The sequence below is a fragment of the Nonomuraea sp. NPDC003709 genome (genome assembly GCF_040610775.1).
In the GTDB taxonomy this organism is placed as follows: Bacteria; Actinomycetota; Actinomycetes; order Streptosporangiales; family Streptosporangiaceae; genus Nonomuraea; species Nonomuraea angiospora_A.
Genome location: NZ_JBEXMW010000032.1, coordinates 95,601 through 117,672 on the forward strand (window position 1 = coordinate 95,601; position 22,072 = coordinate 117,672).

General features: G+C 66.4%; 14 protein-coding genes. 8 read left to right on the forward strand and 6 right to left on the reverse strand.

Annotated elements, in window-relative coordinates:
* The first annotated feature begins 483 nt into the window (after positions 1 to 483).
* Positions 484 to 1,113, forward strand: a complete 630-nt coding sequence (locus ABZX61_RS56660; RefSeq protein ID WP_355209188.1) for a helix-turn-helix domain-containing protein — start codon at positions 484 to 486, stop codon at positions 1,111 to 1,113.
* A gap of 276 nt (positions 1,114 to 1,389) precedes the next feature.
* On the opposite strand, the gene ABZX61_RS56665 is transcribed toward ABZX61_RS56660, so the two are convergent.
* Complete coding sequence (locus ABZX61_RS56665; RefSeq protein WP_355209191.1) at positions 1,390 to 2,985, reverse strand: FAD-dependent oxidoreductase; 1,596 nt, start codon at positions 2,983 to 2,985, stop codon at positions 1,390 to 1,392.
* A 73-nt stretch (positions 2,986 to 3,058) separates the two neighbouring features.
* Positions 3,059 to 4,510, reverse strand: a complete 1,452-nt coding sequence (locus ABZX61_RS56670; RefSeq protein ID WP_355209194.1) for an MDR family MFS transporter — start codon at positions 4,508 to 4,510, stop codon at positions 3,059 to 3,061.
* Positions 4,511 to 5,242: 732 nt separating this feature from the next.
* Here ABZX61_RS56670 and ABZX61_RS56675 point away from each other — a divergent pair.
* From ABZX61_RS56675 to ABZX61_RS56690, 4 genes are read left to right on the forward strand one after another with little or no spacing between them, the layout of a single operon-like run.
* Complete coding sequence (locus ABZX61_RS56675; RefSeq protein WP_355209197.1) at positions 5,243 to 5,506, forward strand: hypothetical protein; 264 nt, start codon at positions 5,243 to 5,245, stop codon at positions 5,504 to 5,506.
* An 18-nt stretch (positions 5,507 to 5,524) separates the two neighbouring features.
* The gene (locus ABZX61_RS56680) at positions 5,525 to 6,304 is read left to right on the forward strand and encodes a site-specific integrase (protein ID WP_355209200.1); all 780 of its coding nucleotides are present in this window, start codon (positions 5,525 to 5,527) and stop codon (positions 6,302 to 6,304) included.
* Complete coding sequence (locus tag ABZX61_RS56685) at positions 6,301 to 6,624, forward strand: helix-turn-helix transcriptional regulator (RefSeq protein ID WP_355209203.1); 324 nt, start codon at positions 6,301 to 6,303, stop codon at positions 6,622 to 6,624. Before ABZX61_RS56680 ends, ABZX61_RS56685 begins: the two co-directional genes overlap by 4 nt.
* Positions 6,624 to 7,535: a hypothetical protein gene (locus ABZX61_RS56690; RefSeq protein ID WP_355209206.1), complete on the forward strand. Its 912-nt coding sequence runs from the start codon at positions 6,624 to 6,626 to the stop codon at positions 7,533 to 7,535. The genes ABZX61_RS56685 and ABZX61_RS56690 overlap by 1 nt, the downstream gene beginning before the upstream one ends.
* Here ABZX61_RS56690 and ABZX61_RS56695 read toward each other — a convergent pair.
* The 4 genes from ABZX61_RS56695 to ABZX61_RS56710 form a co-directional block, all read right to left on the reverse strand.
* The gene (locus tag ABZX61_RS56695; RefSeq protein WP_355209208.1) at positions 7,487 to 7,882 is read right to left on the reverse strand and encodes a hypothetical protein; all 396 of its coding nucleotides are present in this window, start codon (positions 7,880 to 7,882) and stop codon (positions 7,487 to 7,489) included. The two genes, ABZX61_RS56690 and ABZX61_RS56695, sit on opposite strands and share 49 nt — an antisense overlap.
* Before the next feature lie 213 nt (positions 7,883 to 8,095).
* Positions 8,096 to 8,494 (reverse strand): hypothetical protein, encoded by a 399-nt coding sequence (locus ABZX61_RS56700; protein ID WP_355209211.1) that lies wholly within the window; start codon positions 8,492 to 8,494, stop codon positions 8,096 to 8,098.
* Positions 8,419 to 9,582 (reverse strand): alpha-L-fucosidase, encoded by a 1,164-nt coding sequence (locus ABZX61_RS56705; protein ID WP_355209214.1) that lies wholly within the window; start codon positions 9,580 to 9,582, stop codon positions 8,419 to 8,421. Before ABZX61_RS56705 ends, ABZX61_RS56700 begins: the two co-directional genes overlap by 76 nt.
* A gap of 345 nt (positions 9,583 to 9,927) precedes the next feature.
* On the reverse strand, positions 9,928 to 13,458 hold the full coding sequence (locus ABZX61_RS56710) for a ThuA domain-containing protein (protein ID WP_355209217.1): 3,531 nt from the start codon (positions 13,456 to 13,458) through the stop codon (positions 9,928 to 9,930).
* 449 nt (positions 13,459 to 13,907) lie between these two features.
* Here ABZX61_RS56710 and ABZX61_RS56715 point away from each other — a divergent pair, with 449 nt between their 5' ends.
* From ABZX61_RS56715 to ABZX61_RS56725, 3 genes are all read left to right on the forward strand, one after another.
* Complete coding sequence (locus ABZX61_RS56715) at positions 13,908 to 18,329, forward strand: ThuA domain-containing protein (protein ID WP_355209220.1); 4,422 nt, start codon at positions 13,908 to 13,910, stop codon at positions 18,327 to 18,329.
* Positions 18,330 to 18,685: 356 nt separating this feature from the next.
* Positions 18,686 to 20,326 carry a CAP domain-containing protein gene (locus tag ABZX61_RS56720; RefSeq protein ID WP_355209223.1) on the forward strand — a complete coding sequence of 547 codons (1,641 nt, stop codon included), beginning with the start codon at positions 18,686 to 18,688 and terminating at the stop codon, positions 20,324 to 20,326.
* 202 nt (positions 20,327 to 20,528) lie between these two features.
* Positions 20,529 to 22,058 (forward strand): sigma-70 family RNA polymerase sigma factor, encoded by a 1,530-nt coding sequence (locus ABZX61_RS56725; protein WP_355209226.1) that lies wholly within the window; start codon positions 20,529 to 20,531, stop codon positions 22,056 to 22,058.
* The last annotated feature ends 14 nt before the right edge of the window (positions 22,059 to 22,072 follow it).

Consider the following 22,072-nt stretch of genomic DNA (forward strand, 5'->3'; position numbering starts at 1 on the left):
TCTCTGCGTCTTTGGACGCCTGTGATCGGGCGAGCAGCGCGATCCAGCCGAACACTCGTAAGACGATCAAGTACAGCAGCCGTAAAGCCATCCTGCGATCCCGCCGGAGTCGTGCTATCGAGCACAGCAAAGCCCCAGATCAAGCCCTGTGACACGATATTCGGCACTCACAGGCAGCGTGGGACCCTTCCCCGCGTGCGCGGGGAGCACGACCGGGGGGTCGGCGACATGTTGGTCACCAATCTTTCATGTGGCGGCGTCGATGAAGGTGCCTGGGCAGACTGTGTCGAGTGGTCGTTCGGATCTTTGGGCGACTCGTCTCTGCGAGCATGGCCCGCCAGCACCTGACCCTGACGGCGGACTACCGCACTTGGACAAGGATCTCTCGGGTGCTGGGTTTCAAGCCGAGAATCGCTGATCATTCTCCCGAAGGTGCTTAGGGTGTAAAAGGTGAGTGAGTGTAGTGTCTAGTATGCTGAGGCTGTGAGTGAGGTGTACGTTCAAGCGCTCCCGCTGCGGGAGCGCAAGAAGGCTATGACTCGCGCGGCGATTCTCGAGGCTGCTGAACGTCTGTTCGAGGAGCGTGGCTACGACAATGTGACGGTGGCCGAGATTGCTGACTCTGCGAACGTGTCGGTCAAGACGTTGTTCGTTTACTTCCGCTCCAAGGAAGACCTGGTGTTCACCGACACCTGGCGGCTGATTGACGCCGTCCTGAAGGCCATGAAGAACCGTGCGCCGTCGATCTCCCACGGCCAGGCGGTCGGCGAGGCCCTGATCGGAGCGTTGCGCTCCAGCGGGCAGGCGCCCGGCGAAGGCATCGAGGGGTTCCACCGCGGCTACGGGCAATCGGATGCGCTGCGGTCACGCATGCTGAAGATGTGGGCCGACTACGAGGATCGGATCACCGCATTCCTGGCCGAAGAGGCAGGCGCCACGCCGACGCCGGCAATGCGCCTGCAGGCCATCTGGCTCGTCGGCCTCATCCGCAGCGTGACCACCCTGGAGGTGCGCGCCATGATCACTGGGCTCACGCCTGAACAGACCTTGACCGCGCTCAGCGACTGGCTGCGGGCTGCCGCGTGCGGAGACGGCTCCGTGCCGCAATCCTGACGGCGCGCATCCGCGGGATTCCTGCAGATGCCCGCCACAATGCTGTCGCCGATCAGGTTGTGGCCACGACGGCGAGACCGCTCGTAATCGCACCACGGACGGCTCGCACGGAGCCACGTACAGCAACGCGGAGGGCGGGGAGGGACGCTGGCAGGGCGCGGGCGTGGGGGATGCCCATCCCCTCCGTGGACCTGGTGATCAGTGCGGACTTTCCTGCAGGTCGCGTCATGTCCATCTCCTTTTTCGGGAGTTTGAGAGGGGAGCGAAGCGCGCGGATCAGGCGTGCTGGGGCTGTACGGGTGCGCCGAACCAGTTGGTGAGGGCGAGCCGCAGGCCATCGATGTCGCTGTGGGGGTGATCGGTGGCCCAGGCAATGTAGCCGTCGGGCCGTACCAGCAGGGCGTGCGGCGTGTCGAGGCCCGTATGGGAGCTGAGGGTGACGGGAGTGACCCGGTTACGCCATCCGTCCAGGGCTCCGGCGAGTTCGGCGTCCTCCGAGGCGGTGATGAGCAGACCCTGGTGCGTGGGGGTGCTGGCGTGTTCGGCGTCGTGGCCGTAGACGTCGAAGACGGGGGAGAAGCGGCCGACCTGGGGGTGTTGTCCATCGGCGTGTCCGTAGTCGACGAGGGCGCTGGCAACCATGTCGGCGAAGTACGCCTTGGCCTCGGTCAGGTTCAAAACTTCGGCGAACACCTCGCGCAGGGCCTGGGACTGGGCGTCGGGCCGGAACAGGACGCTCTGCGCACGGCTGTTGCGCAGTACGAGCGCGGCCGGTGGGTGGCGCTCTGTGGTGTAGGTGTCCAGCAGGGTTTCGGGTGCCAGACCGCGGACCACCAGGGCCAGTTTCCAGCCGAGGTTGGCGGCATCTTGGAGGCCGAGGTTGAGGCCCTGCCCACCGACGGGCGGGTGGACGTGGGCCGCGTCGCCGGCCAGCAGGATGCGCCCGTGGCGGTAGGTGTCTGCCTGCCTGGCGTGGTCGGTGTAGCGGTAGGCGTTGGAGATGCTGGTGACGGTGACGTCGGTTCCGCTGACTCGGCGCAGGCTGTTCTGGAACTCCTCACGGCTGACGGTGGCCCGGCGGTCGAGCTCCTCGGTGCTGGATTCCATGACGCGAATCGAGCCGGGGTAAGGCGTGACCATCAGCAGGCCCCGCTCGGTCGCGGTGACGCCGTTCGGCAGGGCGGAGGGAGCGTCGAGTTCGACGACGGCCGCGCGGGTGACCATCGTCGGGTCGGTGCCGGTGAAGGGGATGCCGGTGGACTTGCGGACGTTGCTGCGTCCGCCGTCGCAGCCCACAACCCACCGGGCCTCGATCCGCTCGCCGTCCTCCAGGACGACACGGGCGCCGTCGGCGGTGTTCTCGACGGAGGCCACCGTCGCGCCGTGGCGGATCGTCACACCGGCCGCGCGGGCGTGAGCGTATAGCAGGTCGAGGAGGTCTTCCTGCTGGACCACCAGCGGGCCTTTGCGGTCTCCGAGTTCGCCCTTGTCTGCCACGATGGACAGGGCGGCGAAGTGACCCAGGACACGCTTGCGGTTCTTGCCGATGTCGGCGAGTAGGGCCTGGAACTGTGCGCCCATGGTGCTGGTGTCCGCGCTGAGCATGCCCGACAGGGCGTTCAGGTGCCGCTGGGCTTGGCCGCTGACGTTGATCAGGTCGGTCTCGGTGATGCCGCGAAGCGCAAGGGTGCGTATGGTGCGCTCGTTCATGCCGCGGTTGCCCTGGACAGTGAAACCGCGCGGGTCGGTCGCCCACTGGCCCTCCGGTTGGGCGCTTTCCAGCACGAGTGGATTGAGACCGAAGGTGCGCAGCTCGGAGGCGAGAAAGAGGCCGACGGGGCCTGCACCGGCGACGAGGACGTCGAATGTCACGCTGTGTCCTTTCCACCTGCCCCTTGCTCAATAAGGGGCAGGGCGAGGCGGCGGGGATACGTACGGGCTTCGGTCAGTACTCGGGGACTTCGATCTTGCCCTCGACCACCTGGACCATCTCTTCCGACAGGGGCTTCTCCCGCATGACCAGACCCAGCAGCAGGGCAAGGACCATGAAGGGCAGCGTCCACAGGAAGACGGTGTGGAAGGCGTCGGCCGGGCGTGCGGCGTGTCCCATGGCGTGGGTGAGGATGGTGCCGAACAAGGCCGCGCCGAAGGCTCCGCCCAGGCTCTTGAAGAAGTTCAGGGTGCCGGTCGCCACGCCGAGGTCGCTGTAGTCGGCCGCGTTCTGTCCGGACAGCAGCGCGACCTGGACGAAGAAGCCGATGCCGATGCCGGCGAAGAACAGCGCGGCGATGAGGCCGATCGCTCCGGTGTGTGCGTCGGCGCGGCTCATCCCCCACATCGAGACGCCAGTGATCACCGCGCCGGCTGGCGGGTACCACTTGTAGCCGCCGGTCTTGGAGATCCGGGCACCTGCGACCGAAGTGGCGGCGACCAGGCCGATCAGCAGTGGGATGACGTAAAGGCCTGCGTCGAAGGCCGATTTGTGCTGCACGGTCTGCAGGAACAGCGGCGTGTACAGCATGGCGACGAACAGCACCATCGTGGCGAGCAGGAACTGGATCGCGGAGATGTTGAAGACGCTGCTGGTGAACAGCCGCAACGGGGTGATGGCCTCTGGCGCCCGCGCCTCGATCACCAGGTAGGCGATCAGGGTGACGGCACTGACGGCGATAAGCGAGACGATCACCGGCGAGTCCCAGGCGCGCTTGGTGCCGCCCCACGTCGTGAACAGCAGCACCGTGGTGGTGAAGACGGACACGACGACGCCACCTAGGACATCGACTCTGCGGTCTTGCCTGTCGGCCGGGCGGGGTAGATGCAGGCGCGCGCCGACGATGAAGACCGCCAGGGCGCCGACGGGGATGTTGATGAAGAAGATCCACCGCCACGACAGGTCGTCGGAGAACACACCACCCAGCAGCGGTCCCGAGATCAGGGCGAGGGTGGCGACCACGCCGAGCGCGGCCTGGTACTTCGAACGCTGCTTGGGCGGCGCTACATCACCGATGATCGCCATGACCAGAGAGTTCAGACCGCCGCCGCCGATGCCCTGCAAACCGCGGAAGAGCACCAGCCACAGCAAGTCGCCAGAGAGGCCGCACAGTACCGACCCCGCCAGGAACACGATGATCGACACCTGGAAGATCCGCTTGCGCCCGTACATGTCGCCGAGCTTGCCCAGGATCAGGGTGCTGACCGCCGTGGTCAGCAGATAGCTGGTCGCGATCCACGGCGCACCGGACAGGTCGTTCAGGTCGCGGCCGATGCTCGGCAGTGCCGTCGCCACGATCGTCTGGTCCAGGTTGGAGATGAACAGCACCAGCATCAGCGGGACGAGGACCACCATCATCGAGCGGGTGGCCCCTGCCCGGGGCGGATCGAAGGTTCTCACGGACATGGATTGATCCTTCAAAGGGAGGTTTCTCCCTCGATAAGGTAAGCGACTTACCTTTGCGCGGCAAGTCAAAAGGTAAGTCGCTTACCCTGCAGTCCGTCGGCGACGTGCGGCGGCGCCCACGCCGGCTCACGCTCATACAGCGCCCGAGTCGACCTCAACGTTGTCCTTGCCGAAAACTTCATCCGGCCTGGTGAGCCGGGGGTCGCAGTGTTGATCGCGGCTGCGGGGATGGGGGCCGGGTGCACGGGTCGACCGCGCGGCATGATGCAGGCTCGTACTGTTGCGACTGGGCTATCTGGCCGTCTCGAACGCGTTCGTGGTGCTGCGGCTGCTGCCGACTTGCGGCATTAGATCGCCGCTGGAACATCAACTCGGCCAGCGGCGGGTGCACTTCACCGCGGCAGACCGGGCGTTGTTGGCCGCGCTACTGCACCTGCTACCACAGCAGACGCTGCGGAGACTGCGGCTGCTCGTACGCCCGGACACCCGGAACGCGGATGTTCGTGCTCGCGGTGATCGAGCACCACCCGCGGCGGGTCCGAGTTAAGAGATAAGTCTTGGGTTCCTTGAGGTCTTTGTGGCCTGACTAGTCCCTGGACCTGCACCTTCTGCTTGGGGCTCCGGGAGTTTTCGAAGTTGATGAGACTTCAGGGATTCTGAAGGTCTATCGTTCTCCTCGATCGTCTGACATCGCCGATGAAGACGAGGAGGCGTGGGTTGAGCCTGTCCGTCGTGCGAGACCTCCGTGAGGCACGTGCCCCGGTCGGCCCTGAAGAGCTGGTTGAGTTCGAGACCGACGTGCTGGCCGGGTTCGTGCTCGCGCGTGCGGCTGCCGGCCTGTCAGACGCCACGATCAGCTCCGAGGTGATCCACATTGAGCAGGTCCGGGCATGGCTCGGCCGGCCATTGTGGTCGATGGAACCGGCCAACGCCGACGCCTACTTCGGCCAGGTACTACGCGGTGCGGCCAAGGGCACCCGCCTGTCGCGGGCCTAGGCGATCAAGACCTACTTCTTGTTCCTGGAGCTACGACACAAGATCGAGATCCATCAGCTGACCGGGCACGTGGTGGAGTGCCCGATCGATGAGATGAACCGGCCGCGCGGGCAGAAGGACGCGGCGCTGCGGATCCCGCCCAGCGCCGAGCAGATCACCCGCCTGTTCGCCGGCTGGCGCGCAGAGCTTGCCACCTGTCGCAAGTTCGCCCCCACAGCCCGCAACTACACCGCGGCCCGGCTGATGGCCGAGGTCGGCCTGCGGGTGAACGAGGCCCGCAGCCTGGACCTGGCCGACGTCAAATGGGAGTTGGGCAGGTTCGGCAAACTCCACGTTCGCCTTGGCAAGGGTGCCCGCGGCTCCGGCCCGCGCGAGCGGATGGTTCCGCTGATCAACGATGCTGGCCGGACGCTGCGCTGGTTCGTCGAGGACGTCTGGGGCCATTTCGGCGACGACCACACCCGTCACGGCGTCCCGCTCCTGCCCTCCGAGCGCAAGAACGCCGACGGCAGCGCCGCCCGGGTCGGCACCGAAGCGTTGCGCGCCGCGCTCGCCGAAGCCGCCGCCCGGCACCTGCCGGACTGGAAAGAGAAGCTGACACCGCACGTTCTGCGGCACTTTTGCGCCAGCCAGCTCTACTTCGCCGGCATGGATCTGATCGCCATCCAGGAGGCCCTCGGCCACGCGTGGGTGGCCACCACGATGAAGTACATCCACGTCCATCGCACGCACGTCGAAGAGGCCTGGCTCGCCGGACAGCAACGAGCCGCCGACCGGCTGAAGGGATTGATGCCATGAAGTGGAACCTGCGCCTGGCCGCTGCCAACCGAGGCATCTGGAAGGCCAGCGAGCTGCAGCGTCTGCTTGCCGAACGCGGCATGGTAATCAGCGCCGGGAAGATGTCCGGCCTATGGTCGGGCCATCCGGCCAGCGTCAAGCTGGAGGATCTGGACGTTATCTGCGCCGTGCTCGGTTGCGGCATCGCAGAGCTGCTGATCCCCGAACCGGAGCTCGTGCCCGCTCCTGCCGAGAGCGGCCAGGCCCGCGTCACAGCCGTGGGCGAGACGCCTATGGTGACGCCCAAGCGGCGGGACGGACGGTCGCTGCCACCCGCCTGATGGGCTTCATCTCCCCGACCAAACCGGCGGCGACCTGCGTGGGCTGCTATGCCTGGGGCGTGCTCCCGGGCCGATACTGCCGCGCCTGCTACACATTCGGCCAACTCCACCAAGTCGGCCAGTGCGCAAGCTGTCACCGCGAGGTCCCGATCAAGAAAGGGTATTGCCGGCTGTGTTGGCTGCAGGCCAGCCTGGAGGCCAAAGACGAGGTCACCGTGCTGGAACCGTTCCTGCGCAGGCTCACCTGCCAGCAGCTGTTCCTCAGCAACATGCACCGGCAGCGATTCCAAGGTCCTGGGCCGCGCATTGGACGGCAGGGACGCCGACGCTCCCGTCCCCAGCCGCTGCCCGCTCAGCCAGAGATCTTCCCCCATCGCTGGGCTCAGCTGCGGCTGCCCATCACAGTGCGTCGCGACTACGCCAGGTTCGACCGGCGCCGGCACGCCGACCCGGCCAACCCGGCCTTACGCACGGCCCGCGCGGCGACCGCTGCCCTCGCCGAGGCTCGGGGTTGGACCCGGTGGATCATCAGCGACGTCGACCGAGCCCTGGTCATGCTGCTGTCCACCCACACTCCCGGCGACATGATCCGCTTCGCGGAAGTGTTTCCCAAGCTGCGTCACCACGGCCTCAGCGTCGGACGCACCGTCGAAGTCCTCGCCCACATCGGTCTGCTCGATGATGACCGCGTCCCCGCCTTCGACAGCTGGCTGGCCGGCAAGCTGAGCGGTATCGCTCCCGGCATCGCCGCCGACGTCGAGGCATGGGCCCGCCTGCTGAGGGCGGGCCTCGCCAGCGAGCGCGCAGCATCCAGACCGTCTGGAGCTACGTCACCGAGATCCGGCCTGTCCTGCTCGCCTGGTCAGGAACCTACGATCACCTGCGGGAGGTCACCCGCGACGACATCGTGACCATCAAGGACACCCTGCAGGGCGCCAAACGGGAGAACACCATCGTGGCACTGCGCTCGCTCATGCGCTTTTGCAGGAAGAGCGGGCGGATCTTTCGCGACCCCACCATCCGCATCCGCATCGTTCGCCGGCCGGAAAAGGTGATCCTCCCCCTCGCCTCCGGCGAGATCGACCGCGCCGTCGCCACCGCGACGACTCCGGCGATCCGCCTTATTCTCGCCCTGGCCGCCGTCCACGCGGCCCGACCCAAGATGATCCGTGACCTCCGGCTCGACGACATCGACCTGGGCAACCATCGCATCACCATCGGCGGTCATCCTCGCCCCCTCGACGAGCTCACCCGTCAAGCGCTCCTCGCTTGGCTGGACTACCGGCGCAGTCGCTGGCCGAACACCGCTAACCCCCACCTGCTGCTCACTCAGCACACCGCGATGGAGAACTTCCCGGTCGGCAAGCTCTGGGTCACCAACGCCGTTCGGGGCCTGACCGCCACCCTGGAGCGCCTTCGCATCGACCGCCAACTCGAAGAGGCTCTGACCCGCGGCCCCGATCCCCTGCATCTAGCTGCGGAGAAGTTCGTGGTGGGGGTGGCTGGTGCGGGGGAGCCTGTACTTCCAGTCGGCGTTGACGGTGGGGTCGACGCGGGTGACCGCTGGGGTTCCGGTGAAGGTGTTGTTGGTCCAGAACTGTGCGGTCAGTCCGGTGCCTGTGCCGACGGGATGGGCGGGTGGCGGCGTGATGTCCAGTTCGATCACCGAGGCGATCGGATCCGGTGCCGAGCCGGTCGGCCGCAGGTCGTAGCCGTCTCCGGAGGCGGTCACCGACACCGCCACACCCGTGGCGAGCATGCGGGCGCCGGTCACCGTGAACGGGGACTTGGCGGTCAGATGCAGTGCTGGGCCGGAGGCGGGCCAGGTATAGACGGATGCGTAGAGCTTGTTGCCGTTGCGACTGACCACGCCCCAGGAGGGTTTGGCGACCAGGCCGGTGTAGGAGGCGCCGTAGACGGCCGGACCGTTCGCGCGGAGCCAGTCTCCCATCCCCTTGAGCCTGTCGAGCTTGTGGTTGAGGGGATGACTCCCTTTTCGTCGGGGCCGACGTTGAGCAGGTAGTTTCCGCTGCTCGCGGCGATGCCCACCAGATTGCGGGTCAGAGTGGTGGTGGACTTGTAGTTGGTGTCGTATGCGGCATATCCCCACGTGCCGTTGATCGTCATGCAGGATTCCCACAGCTGGCCGTCGGTCGGGGCCGCGGGAATCTCCTGTTCCGGGGTGCCGTAGTCACCGTCCGAGATGCCCCGTTTGGCAACCCGATTGTTGACGATGGTGGTGGGGGAGAGGGCCCGGACGTACTCCTCCAGACGCGCGCCCTCCTGCGCGGTCCACGGGTCCTCCCACTCGCCGTCGAACCACAGGACGGCGATGTCTCCGTAGTTCGTCAGCAGCTCTTTGAGCTGCGCCTTCATCCGTACTACGTACGCGGCGTAATCGGTGGAGCCCGGCTGGGCATCGGGGTCGTGCCAGTCCCAGATGGAGTAGTAGAAGCCGAGCTTCACGCCCTGGGCATGGGCGGCGGTGGCGAGTTCGGCGAGGATGTCCCGCTTGAACGGCGTGCGGTCGTGGATGTTCCAGTCGTTCACCTTGGTGGGCCACATCGCGAAGCCGTCGTGGTGCTTGGTGGTGATGACGAAGTACTTCTGCCCTGCGGTCTTCGCGGCGCTGATGGCGGCGTTGGCGTCGAAGCCGGAAGGGTTGAACGTGGTGGCCTTCGCCTCGTAGCGGGTCCACGGGATGGCGCAGTTGCGCTTGATCCATTCCGCGTCGCGGCAGATCGTTCCGTCGGGGCGCCGGTACTCGCCCCGGAAGGCGCTGTAGAGGCCGAAATGCATGAACATCCCGAAGCGCCCGTCCCGCCACCACTGCGTGCGTGCCGACGTGAACACATCATCGGGCGCGTAGTTGTCACCGGGCTCCGCCCAGACGGGCTCACCGGTCAGCGCGAGGGTGAAGCAGAGGATCAGCGAGGTCAGTATGGATCGGAGTCGCATGGCCTACCTCCCTAAACGGGGGTCCGACGCACTTCGCTGTGCTCTCTTGCTTGGCGATGGAGCAGTACAAATGCGGCAGCGTGTCCCCGTCGACAGTGCGCGCCGCGCCCGCGTACTCGGCGGTGTGACTGAACGGCTTCGTTCGGGTCGCCCAATACCGGCCGGTGTCGGACCGCCAGACACGCCAGCCGGCGACCAATGGGCTGGCGGCCGGTGTTTTGCTTTGGGCCATTGGCCGGGAATCAACTCCTGATCAAGGGGACCCGTACGGCGTCAGCAGCGCCGACGAGTCCCACCGATGACGGGCGACACCGAAGAATCAGCCGATTCAGCCTGAGAAGGAGATCAGCCGACCTTGGTGAGACGGAACTTCTGGTTGTCGGCGTTGGTGCAGTTCCATTGGATGACGGCGCCGCCGTCGGCCTGGGAGACGCCGCTGACGTCGAGGCAGAGCCCGCTCGCGGCGGCGGTCACCTTGTAGGTTCCGTCGCTCGCGACGGGGAAGAACCGCTGGTGGACGAGGTGGGCGTGGCCGGATGGGTGGCAGGACCACTGGACAAGCTGGGTGCCGCCCGTGGTGGAGCCGTTGGGGACGTCCAGGCATTTGCCGCTCTTGACGTTCTTGAACTGGTAGCCGCCCGCGGCCACCGGGATGGCCTGCCATCTCTGCTCGTCGCCCGTGCCCGCGGCCGTCTGCACGATCAGCGCGTTGTCGGCGACGGAAGCGTCCTTGGGAGTGACGTTCTTGCCGCTGTGTTGTGCGGTGATGGTGTAGACGCCGGCAGCGGGGCCGCCCTGGGTCTCGCCCGCGAACTGGATGGCATCCAGGTCGAAGCCGTTGTTCTGGCTGTTCTTGAAGACCGCGTAGATGGACTTGGTTCGGACGTCCGACTTCACCGGGACGGCGGCGGTCATCTGGTAGTTGTCCCATCCGCCGGTGTTGTGGACGGGTGCGGTGGCCAGCAGGGTCCCGGTGGGAGAGTCGGCGTGGAGCTCGATGCTGCCGCCGCCGGACGGGCTGGAGATGCGGAAGGCGGCGGAGGTGATGGCGTTGAGGTCCATCGGGGTGAAGGCGATCCAGTCGTTGTTGCTGATGTCGCCGATGCGCTTGCCGCTCTCGGCGCCCGCCTGGTCGATGACGCGGATCCCGGACATGGTCGTGAAGTACTCGGCCTGCTTGCGCTTGGGCTGCAGGACGGCCTTGGTGTATCCGGTCAGCGGGTATTCGCCCTGGTCGGTGTAGTGGGCGTTGATGGCGTAGTAGAGGTTGGCGCCGGCGGGGTGGCCGCCGAGGTCACTGGTGGGGATGGTGCCTTCGCAGCCGGGCTTGTCGACCGTCTCGTGCTCGTGGTCGTCGTGGCCGAGCGCGGGGTTGACCATGACCTTCGAGCAGTCGACTGTGCCGCCGTCAGGGTCGGTGACCTTGACCTTGTACGGAATGTCCTGGCCGAACTCGATGAGTGTGCCGTTCAGGGGAGTTTCGATGGTCACCACGGGCTTGGAGTTGCCGACGGTGATCTCGACGTTGGCGAAGCCCTCCTTGCCCGTGGAGTCCTTCACACGTAGCTGGGCGGTGAAGCGTCCCTTGGCCTGGTACGTGTGCGACGCCTTGGCCGCAGTGGAGTCGACGGTGCCGTTGCCGTCGAAGTCCCAGGCGATGCTGATCGGATCGCCGTCGGGATCGGAGCTGCCCGCGCCGTCGAACTCGACCGTCAGGGGTGTGGGTCCGTCCGTCTTCGACGCGGTCGCCTTGGCGATGGGGGCGCGGGCGCCAGCGGAGTAGTCGATCCGGTAGAGGCCGGAGTCGCTGTTGCCGCCGCCGAACTGGCTTCCCCACTCCAGCAGGTACATCGACCCGTTGGGGCCGAACGTCATGTCCATGGGCTTGGTGAACGAGCCGAGGAACGGGTCGATCTTGAGCACGTTGTCCTGGTCGTCCAGGTGGATGGTCTTCACGAAGTGCCGGGACCACTCGTAGAAGAAGTTCTTGCCGTCGAAGTAGGCCGGGAACTTCGTGGCGGAGGGGTTGGCGGCGTTGTACCGGTACACCGGTCCGGCCATGGGTCCGGCACCGCCGGTCCCGAGTTCGGGGAAGGTCGGCGAGGCGCCGTAGCCGTACCACATGACGGGCTTCTGGATCGGCGGCAGGTCGGTCAGCCCGGTGTTGTTGGGGGAGTTGTTGACGGGTGCGGCGCAGTTGAACTTGGGGCCGACGACCTTCGTGTCAGGGTTGTAGGGAGCGTAGGGCTGGTTGTCGCCGTGGCAGAACGGCCAGCCGTAGTTGCCTGCCTTCTTGATGATGTTGTACTCGACCAGTCCCTCAGGCCCGCGGTCGGTCGTGGGCCCGCCGCGGTCGGGGCCGTAGTCGGCCGCGTGCACGTATCCGGTCTTCTGGTCCACGGTGAAGCGGAAGGGGTTGCGGAAGCCCATGGCGTAGATCTCGGGCTTGGTCTTGGCTGTTCCCGGCGGGAAGAGGTTGCCCGCTGGGATGTCGTACGTCCCGTCCGTCTTCGGTTTGATGCGAAGGATCTTGCCACGCAGGTCGTTGGTGTTGCCCGCGGTGCGGGCGGCGTCGAGCATCTGCTGCCCGGGACGCCAGTCAAGAGGTGCGTACCCCTGCCAGTCGGGCGACAGATTCGGCGGGACGTCGTCACCGGTGCTCAGATAGAGCGTTCCGTCCGGCCCGAACTCGATGGCGCCGCCGGTGTGGCCGGGCTCGGGATAGGTGCGCTGCCGGTACGCGGGCACCTCGAGGATCTTCTTCTCCGTGGCCAGGTCGATCTTGTCGCCGCTGACCGTGAAGCGGGAGAGCCGGTTGACATCGGTGGCGCTGCTCTCCGGTGACCAGTAGACGTAGATCCACCGGTTCTGGGCGAAGTTCGGGTCGAGCTCCATGCCGACCAGGCCGTCCTCGCCGCCGGTGTAGACGTTGAGCGTGGCAGCGGTGACTGTCGTGTGCGTGTCCGGCTTGAAGATCTTGATCTCGCCCTTGCGCTGCACGTAGAAGACCCGCCCGTCGGCGGCGACGTCCAGCTCCATCGGGTCGGCGGTGTTGTCGTCCAGCGTGATCTTCTCGAAGCTGCTGGTGACCGTGCCGCCGCAGTCGCCCTCCGCGGCGCCCGCGGCCCATTGGATGCCGCCGAGCACGTGCTGGCGGAAAAGGGGCTCGGCGTAGGCGGCGGTGTCGTGGCCCATGGCGGTGGCCCAGACCTTGCCGCCCTCGGCCTTGCGGCACCAGGAGATGGGGTGGTCGGCTCCCATCTTGGATGGCCCGGGGTCGTAGGTGGTCTCGTCGGCAGAGACCAGGACGTGCACGTTGCCGCGCGGGTTGGGCGCGAAGTTGTACCACTCCTCCGCACGCTGCCAGCGCAGCGGCAGGTCCTTGGTGGAGGGATGGACGCGGTCGGTCACCTTGGCGGTGCCCTGCAGCACGCCCGGAGAGTGGGCGGGCATGTGCGCGCCGCCGTTGATCAGGCCGTCCCACCAGGGGAACTCGTTCTCGATGCCCATGTCGAGGGTGTTGTGGATGCCGACGATGCCCTTGCCGGAGCGGACGTATTTCTGTACGGCCTGCCGCTGGGTGTCGTTCTCCCAGACCATGCCGGAGTTCTGCAGCATGATCAGCACGTCGAAGGTGGCGAGGTTGGCGTCGTTGAAGGCGCTGGAGTCGTCGGTCTGGACGACCTCGAAGTGGTTGGCGGCTCCAAGATCTTTGATCATCTGGATGCCGGCGGGGATGGAGCCGTGGACGTAGCCGACGGCCTTGGTGAACAGCAGCGCGCGGAAGAGGTCGTGCTGGGCGGTGACGGCGACGGCTGTACCTGAAGGTAATAACAGCAGGAAGGGGGTGATCAGGGCAGCAAGAACTCGACGCATGGGGGTCTCCGGGGTCAGAGCTGGGGCGAGGGCTGGTCGGCCGGTGAAACAGCGCCAATGACGCCCCAGCGCAGGGCATCAGCCGATTTCCGGCCTATATCCCTCATATTGCCGGATGCTATGGCGGCTTATGCCGACCGTCAAGCATAAGTAGGAAAGTAGACGGCACAACCCTGCGGAGGTGTCCGCTCTGCGGTTAGTGGCTCAGGTGTGCCGAAAGATCTTGCAATGCGCGTAATCACCCAGGTCTCCTGCCACTCTCCCGAGATAGGAGAGTTCTGTCCGCGTACAGCGGCGCCGTCTGTCATTCGGCGGGGTGCTCAGAGCATCGGATGATCAACATGGCAACTTTCGATTCTTATCAGCGAAACATGCTGGACTTAACCGCGCTCTGTGTCTAAATTCAGGTGAAATTCGCCGCAACGCCCTCGTAACGAAGGATCGCGCGCATGTTTCGTCGAACCCCCCGCTGGCTCGCTCGCCTGAGCGTCTTAGCCCTGGCCGTTTCTGGCATGACGGCCATGGTCCTGCCGGCCCGAGCCCACGACGCCATCGATCCAGCCGACTACCAGACCGTGACGCTGGCCAAAGGCGCCGCTGAAACAGGCGAACCCATGAGCCTCGCCGTGCTACCTGATCTGTCGGTCCTCCACACCTCGCGTGACGGGACGCTCCGCCGTACTGACAAGGGTGGAAACACCCAGGTCATCGGCACGCTGCCGGTCTACAGCCACGACGAGGAGGGCCTGCAGGGAGTGGCCGCCGACCCGGGCTTCGCCACCAACAGGACGATCTACCTCTACTACGCGCCCAAGCTGTCCACCCCGGCCGGTGACGCACCGGCCACGGGCACGGACTGGAGTGCCTGGCAGGGGGTGAACCGGCTGTCGCGTTTCACCTTGAAGGCCGACTGGACGCTCGATGTCGCGAGCGAGAAGAAGGTCCTGGACGTCACTGCGGATCGGGGCATGTGCTGCCACGTCGGCGGCGACATCGACTTCGACGCCCAGGGCAACCTCTACCTGTCGACCGGCGACGACACCAACCCCTTCGACTCCGCCGGCTACGCGCCCCTCGACGAGCGGACCGACCGCAACCCCGCCTACGACGCCCAGCGCACCTCGGCCAACACCAACGATCTGCGGGGCAAGATCCTCCGGATCAAGGTGAATCCCGCCGACGGGTCCTACACCGTGCCGTCGGGCAACCTGTTCGCGCCGGGCACGGCGAAGACCCGGCCCGAGATCTACGCCATGGGCTTCCGCAACCCGTTCAGGATGAGCGTCGACAAGAAGACCGGGGTCGTCTACGTCGGCGACTACGGCCCGGACGCGGGCGGCACCAATCCCGATCGCGGGCCCTCAGGGCAGGTGGAGTTCAACAAGGTCAGCCAAGCAGGCAACTTCGGCTGGCCCTACTGCACGGGGACCAACACGTCCGCGGAGACCTACAACGAATACACCTTCCCCTCCGGGCCTTCGGGCACCAAATACGACTGCGCAGGAGGCCCGGCCAACAACTCCTTCCGCAGCACGGGCCTGACGAAGCTGCCGCCCGCGCAACCGGCCTGGATCAGGTATGGCGGCGACGCGGGCAGCCCGCCAGAGTTCGGCACGGGGTCGGAGTCGCCGATGGGCGGCCCTGCCTACCGCTACGACCCGGATCTGCAGTCGGAGGTGAAGTTCCCGCAGGAACTGGACAACATGGTCTTCCTCGGCGAGTTCGGCCGCCGCTGGATCAAGGCCGTCAGCCTGGCCGACAACCACATCCTGAACTTCCCGTGGAGCGGCACCCAGGTGATGGACCTGGCCTTCGGCCCCGACGGCGCGCTCTACGTGCTGGACTACGGCACCGGCTACTTCAGCGGAGACGCGAACTCCGCTCTGTATCGCATCGAGTACATCAAGGGCCGCGACCGGAGCCCGACCGCCAAGGCGTCCGCGGACAAGACCTCGGGACAGCCGCCGTTGACCGTCGCCTTCTCTTCCGAAGGCTCGAGCGACCCTGACGGCCAGGCGCTGACTTACACCTGGGACTTTGGCGACGGCGGCACCTCGACCCAGGCCAACCCCACGCACACCTACACCGCCAGAGGCGAGTTCCAGGCGACACTCACCGTGAAGGATCCGGCGGGAAATTCAGGCACGTCAAGCATGCCGATCACCGTGGGCAACACCGCGCCGACGATCGCATTCCAGACGCCGCGCGAGGGCCAGCTGTTCGATTGGGGCGACACGGTGCCCTTCAAGGTCACCGTGACCGATCCGGAGGACGGCACGATCGACTGTGCGGCGGTCAAGGTGACCTACATCCTCGGACACGACAGCCATGGCCACGCCATTACCTCGAAGAACGGCTGTGAGGGCACGCTGACCATTCCCAAGGACGGTGAGCACGACAGTGCGGCCAACATCTTCGCCGTGTTCAACGCCTCCTACACCGACAAGGACAAGCTGACCGGCAGCAAGGAGCACATCCTGCAGCCCAGGCACCGGCAGGCCGAGCACTATGCCGCCGCCTCCTCGGGAGTCGAGCAAGTGAACAAGCCGACGGCCGCCGAGGGCGGCAAGACGGTCGGGTCCATCGAGAACGGCGACTGGATCTCCTTCAAGCCCTACGAACTGAGCGGCGCCAAGACCGCCCGCTTCCGGGTCTCGTCAGCAGGTGCGGGCGGAAACATCGAGATCCGTACCGGCTCGCAGAGCGGGCCGCTGGTGGGCAAGGTGGCAGTGCCGAAGACCGGCGGATGGGAGACCTTTACGGACGTCGAGACCGCACTGACCGGTGTCACCACCAAGACCGACAGCCTGTTCCTGGTGTTCACCGGAGGCTCGGGCGCGCTGTTCGACGTCGACTCCTTCATCCTGTCGCCCGAGGCCGGAACGCAACCCGTCACCGGAACGATCGGCGGGCCCGGCGGCGGCTGCGTCGACGTCGCGGGAGCGAACGCCGCCGACTCCACCAAGGTGCAGATGTACGAATGCAACAGCACCGACGCCCAGAAGTGGACCATCGACAGCACCGCCGGCACGATCAAGGCGCTGGGCAAATGCCTGGATGTCAGGGGAGCGGTCGCCGCTGACGGCACCGAGGTGCAGATCTACACCTGTAACAACACCAACGCCCAGAAGTGGACCGTGGACGGCACGTCCGGCACGATCAAGGCGCTCGGCAAATGCCTGGACGCCACTGACCGGGCGCAGTTGGTCATCCGTACCTGCGACGGGGGTGCCAACCAGAAGTTCAGCCCGCCCGGCAGCTCGCCCGCCGACGGCGGTGACGTGCTGGTCTTCAGCCGCACGACGGGATTCCGGCATGACTCCATCGCGGCCGGCATCCAAGCGATCAAGAACATGGGCTTCAAAGCGACTGTCACCGAGGACCCAGGCGCCTTCACCACGGCGAATTTGGCCTCGTACAAGGCGGTGGTTTTCCTCAACACCACCGGTGACGTGCTGAACGCCGACCAGCAGACCGCCTTCGAGTCCTACATCAAGGCGGGCGGCGGGTACGTGGGCGTGCACGCGGCAGCCGACACCGAGTACGACTGGCCGTTCTACGGCGAGCTCGTCGGAGCCTGGTTCTCCTCTCACCCGGCGATCCAGCAGGCCAAGGTCAAGATCGAGGATCGGGCGAACCCGGCCACCGCTCACCTGGACACCACCTGGCCCAGGACCGACGAGTGGTACGACTACAAGTCCAACCCGCGTGCCACGGCGCACGTCCTGGCCACGCTGGACGAGTCGTCCTACAGCGGCGGGAAGATGGGCGCCGACCACCCGATCTCCTGGTGCAAGACCTACCAGGGCGGCCGCTCCTTCTACACCGGTCTCGGCCACACCGCCGAGACCTACTCGGAGCAGGCCTTCCTGCAACACCTCAAGGGCGGCATCGCGTACGCCATGGGGACCGCACAGGCCGACTGCCGTCCGGAGGCCGGCTACACCGCCCTCTACAACGGCTCGACCACCGGCTGGGAGCAGGCCGGACCCGGCAGCTTCACCAACGCCGACGCCACGCTGACCTCCACGGGCGGCATGGGCCTGTACTGGTACAAGGCCAAGGAATTCACCAAGGGCTACTCGCTCAAGGCCGACTGGAAGCTGACCGGAGATGACAACTCCGGGATCTTCATCGGATTCCCGCCCTCCACCGATCCCTGGTCGGCGGTCAACAACGGCTATGAGATCCAGATCGACGCCACGGACGCGGCCGACAAGACCACCGGCGCGATCTACGGCTTCAAGTCGGCCGACATCGCCGCACGCGACAAGGCGCTCAACCCGCCCGGCCAGTGGAACACCTTCGAGATCAGGGTCGAGGGCGAACGCGTCCAGGTGCTGCTCAACGGCGTCAAGATCAACGATTTCACCAACACCGATCCGGCACGCTCGCTGAAGGACGGGCACATCGGCCTGCAGAACCACGGCAACGGCGACACCGTCTCCTTCCGCAACATCCGCGTCAAGGAACTCGGCGCGCCCACCGGCGACACCGTCATCCAGGCGGAGGGCTGGTCCCAGGCCAACGGCGTCCAGACCTACCCGCACACCCCCGCACACGGCGGCACCGTGCTCGGCTTCGTCAACCCGGGTGATTGGGCGGCCTACGACGAGGTGGACCTCACCGGCGTCACCTCCTTCACCGCCCGCGTCGCCTCGGTCAACCCGACGGGGGGCTTCGAGATCCGCACGGACTCGCCGACCGGGCCGGTGCTGGGCCGGGTGACCGTGCCCAACACGGGCGGATGGGAGTCCTACCAGGACGTCTCGATCCGGCTGACCAACGTGCCCGGCAAGACCGTCAAGCTCTACCTCACCTTCGACGGCTCCAGTTTGGACGTGGACGACTTCACGCTTCGCCGCGACTGACTCCGAGACGGAGCCGGCGCAGGCTGACGCGCGGCGCTCCTGACGGCGACATTCGGTCCCGAGTGCGTCGGCAGGGGCGCGAGCCTCCTCCGGGATGGCACGACGTGTCCCGTGCCAAGCGCGCCACGACGACCGAGTGCGCTCACGAAACCGCGTAATCCGTACGGGGCGACGAACTCCTTCTTGGTGAGCGAAGGGAGTGCTGCTGAGCGAGAGGAGATCGGAATCTCTTGCTGCCAATGGTGTCAAGAGCGGGTGCGCCGAATCGAATCACGCCACGCACGCATGTCCTCGTGATCCCTTTCCTGACGTCTGGGACGCAAGAGGCGTCCCACGACAGACCAAGGAGTTCCCCTTTGCATCGCATCCTCGCTGCCGGTGGCATCCTCGCGACCGTCGGCCTTCTGTCCTCGGCACTCATCGCTCCGGCTCAGGCCGCCCCTGAAGGGGCCCCCGCATCCGGAGAGCCGGTCGCCGCCCAGGACGCCTTCGATGTTGTCTCGTTCTGGCTGCGAAGCAACGGCAAGGCCCTCAAGGACTCCGAGGAATACCACCCGGACTACAAGGTCAACACCCGCACCGCTCGCCTGAAGTCCACGGGCGCTCCCGCGAGCGACGGCAAGCCGGGTGCCATCCCCGCGATCGGTGACGAGCGGACGAAGACCGCCAAGTCCAAGAACATCAACCTGCCCAAGACCGTGGGCAAGGTGTTCTTCGTTCGTGACGGCAAGCCGTACTGGTGCTCGGCCACTTCTGTGCAGTCCAAGTACCGCAACCTGGTCGCCACCGCCGGCCACTGCGCCTACGACACCGACGACGACGGCCATGTCCTCGACCGCTGGGTCTTCGTCCCGGGCTACTACCAGGGCAGGGCCCCGTGGGGTATCTACGCCGCCAAGCAGGCCTTCACCCACTACGACTTCGACGTCTACGAGGACTTCGACCGTGACTATGCGTTCGTCTCGGTCTACAACGGACTCAAGGTCAAGCTGGTCGGCAGGGGCAGCAAGGCAGAGTACGACGCCTATCTGGGTCCGAAGTGGACCTACAACGGCGAGTGGCGCTACGCCGTCTTGGAGGACGCCGGTCGTCTGGGTGACGCTGTCGGAGGTCAGGGCATGGCCTATAACATCAAGCCAGGCCAGAAGATCTTCGCGTTCGGTTACCCGGCCGGTGAGCACCCCGACGGTGACAAGCCCTACACCGGCGTCAGCCCCAAGTGGCTCTACGGCAACACCAGCAAGACAGTGGTCGACGCCACTCTGAAGATCGAGGAGCAGATCGTTCTCAAGGGCGCGGCCACTTACGGCTTCGACGGAGGCCCCTGGTTGCTGAAGTACAGCAACGACAAGCGCCTCGGCTACGTCAACGGCGTCACCTCCACCTTCATCGACGCCGACGACAACGGCCGCTACGACCAGATCGGCTCCCCGTTCTTCGACGGAGAGACGTACGGCGTCTACACCGCCGCCGCCAACGTCTGGTCCGGCAGCATCCTGCCCAAGGACCCGAAGGTGCCGGACTCAAGGCCCACCAAGGGGTCCCCCACGCCTGCGGCACCCTCACCCAGCTCCACCAAGACGCCCCCGCCGTCATCGGGACCCGTCGGCACGGCAGAGGAGAACGAGGTCGTCCGCCTGACCAACGCCGAGCGGGCCAAGGGCGGCTGCAAGCCGCTCACACCCGATCCGCAACTGCGCGCCGCCGCCTTCGGCCACTCCGACGACATGGCCAAGAAGAACTACTTCAGCCACGAATCAAAGGACGGCCGCAGCTTCATGGACCGCATCAGGGCGGCCGGGTTCACCGGAGGATCCGGCTGGGCCGAGAACATCGCCAAGGGCCAGTCGTCCGCGGCCTCGGTGGTCCAGAGCTGGATGAACAGCCCTGGCCACCGCAACAACATCATGAACTGCGGCTACACCCTGATCGGTGTCGGCCTGGCCAAGAACTCCAGTGGGACGAACCATTGGACGCAGGTGTTCGCCGCCAAGTAGTCCTGCCTGAGCGAGGCGCGTAGGTGGCTCATCCCACCGTCTCCGGCCTCATCTTGCTCATGGGGCCGAAAATCTCAGAAATCGCGTAACCCGCAGGCGCGACGCAACTCACTCCTAATAGTGAAAGGAGCTCGGGCAAGAAGGTCATGGCCAGGTACGCCGGTGCGTCGTATCCGGGAGGGATGCACAGATTCTTGATCAGATGACGGAAGGTCGTATGTGCGAGGACGCGGAACTGACCCAGCGGGTCAGGACCGGCGACAGCCATGCCGTCGCGGAGCTGTATGAGCGGCACCACGCGGCCGTCCTCGCCTTCGCCCGCCGTCTGTCCCCGGATCCGCAGGCCGCCGAGGACCTGGCCAGCGAGGCGTTCACCCGAACCTTACGGACCGTCCGCACGGGTGCGGGCGGTCCGTCCGGCGGGTGGCGTCCCTATCTGTATGCCGTGGTGCGTAACACGGCGGCCGAGTGGGCGCGGACCGACCAGCGTCTGGTCCTGATGGGCGAGTTCAGGGCTGAGGAGTTCGCCGATCTGCTCGTGACAGAGCCCGAGGTTTCCGACGACCTCGTTGTCCGGGCCTACCGCTCGCTGCCGCCGCGCTGGCAGACCGTACTGTGGCACACCTTGATCGAGGAGGAGGAGCCCGAGCGGGTCGCACGGATCCTCGGCATCACTCCCGGGAATGTGAGCGTGCTGGCCTTCCGCGCGCGCGAAGGGCTGCGTAAGGCATACCTGGCCGCTCATGTTGTGGCCGGCTCGCCCGAGTGCCAAAGTTTCGCCGACCGGATGGCGACGGTTGTCCGCAAGCCCAGCGGTCGCATTCCCCGGGCGCTGCGTGCGCATCTCGACGTCTGCCCAAGCTGCGCACGGGCATTCGCCGAGCTGCGCGACCTCAACTCCACACTGCGGGCCGCGCTGCCGATCGTGCTGCTGCCGCTCGCCGTAGGGAAGGCCACCGCATCGAAGGGGGCCGCCATCGGGATGTCGGGCTGGGCGATCCCGGTGACCGCTGCGGTAGCGGTGGTCGCCGCTACCGCAGCAGTCGTCTTGACCCTGCCGCCGGATCCCCAGCTCCCAGCGGCATCACCCCCACAGGCGTCCGCCGCGTCGACGTGGAGGGCGGTACCATCATCCACACCCACACCGAAGTCCACCTCCAAGCAGAAAGACACTCTGAAGCCGACCGCGGGCTCCACGGCCAGGACGGCCCCACGCACGCGGGTCACCGACGTGGACCGATGCACCGGGCAGGCAGGCGGCCAGGTCAAGGCGCGGTCGTGCACCACCCCACGCCATCCCCGGAAGACCGCCACAGCCCCGCCCGGGCCCACGACATTGGACATCGACCCGGTCACCACGAGTGCCCTGCGCAACGTCGGCACCCGACTCTGCCTCGATGTCCCCGAGGGCAGCCGCAACAACGTCGGGCAGATCTGGGTCTACAGCTGTAACGGCACGAGCGCCCAGCTGTGGACCAGAACGCCCTCCGGGCAGATCACCGTCTACGACGGCCAGAAGTGCCTGGATGCCCTGGATCAAGGCAAGACCGACGGCACCGCGGTCGGCATCCGCGACTGCCAGGGAGGAGACAACCAGAAGTGGGCCTTGAACGCTGATGGCACGATCCGCGGAGTCGGCTCAGGCCTGTGCCTGGACGTGGACGTGCCAACCTCCCGGGTCCAGCTCTGGTCCTGCCACGACGGCGACAACCAGAGATGGCAGGCGGCCTAGCGAGGTCGCGGCCG

Excerpts from the sequence above, each read along its gene's own strand:
- ABZX61_RS56670 (WP_355209194.1), bottom strand. The coding sequence starts at position 4,510 with ATGTCCGTGAGAACCTTCGATCCGCCCCGGGCAGGGGCCACCCGCTCG.
- ABZX61_RS56685 (WP_355209203.1), top strand. The coding sequence starts at position 6,301 with ATGAAGTGGAACCTGCGCCTGGCCGCTGCCAACCGAGGCATCTGGAAG.
- ABZX61_RS56690 (WP_355209206.1), top strand. The coding sequence starts at position 6,624 with ATGGGCTTCATCTCCCCGACCAAACCGGCGGCGACCTGCGTGGGCTGC.
- ABZX61_RS56705 (WP_355209214.1), bottom strand. The coding sequence starts at position 9,582 with ATGCGACTCCGATCCATACTGACCTCGCTGATCCTCTGCTTCACCCTC.
- ABZX61_RS56710 (WP_355209217.1), bottom strand. The coding sequence starts at position 13,458 with ATGCGTCGAGTTCTTGCTGCCCTGATCACCCCCTTCCTGCTGTTATTA.
- ABZX61_RS56715 (WP_355209220.1), top strand. The coding sequence starts at position 13,908 with ATGTTTCGTCGAACCCCCCGCTGGCTCGCTCGCCTGAGCGTCTTAGCC.
- ABZX61_RS56725 (WP_355209226.1), top strand. The coding sequence starts at position 20,529 with ATGACGGAAGGTCGTATGTGCGAGGACGCGGAACTGACCCAGCGGGTC.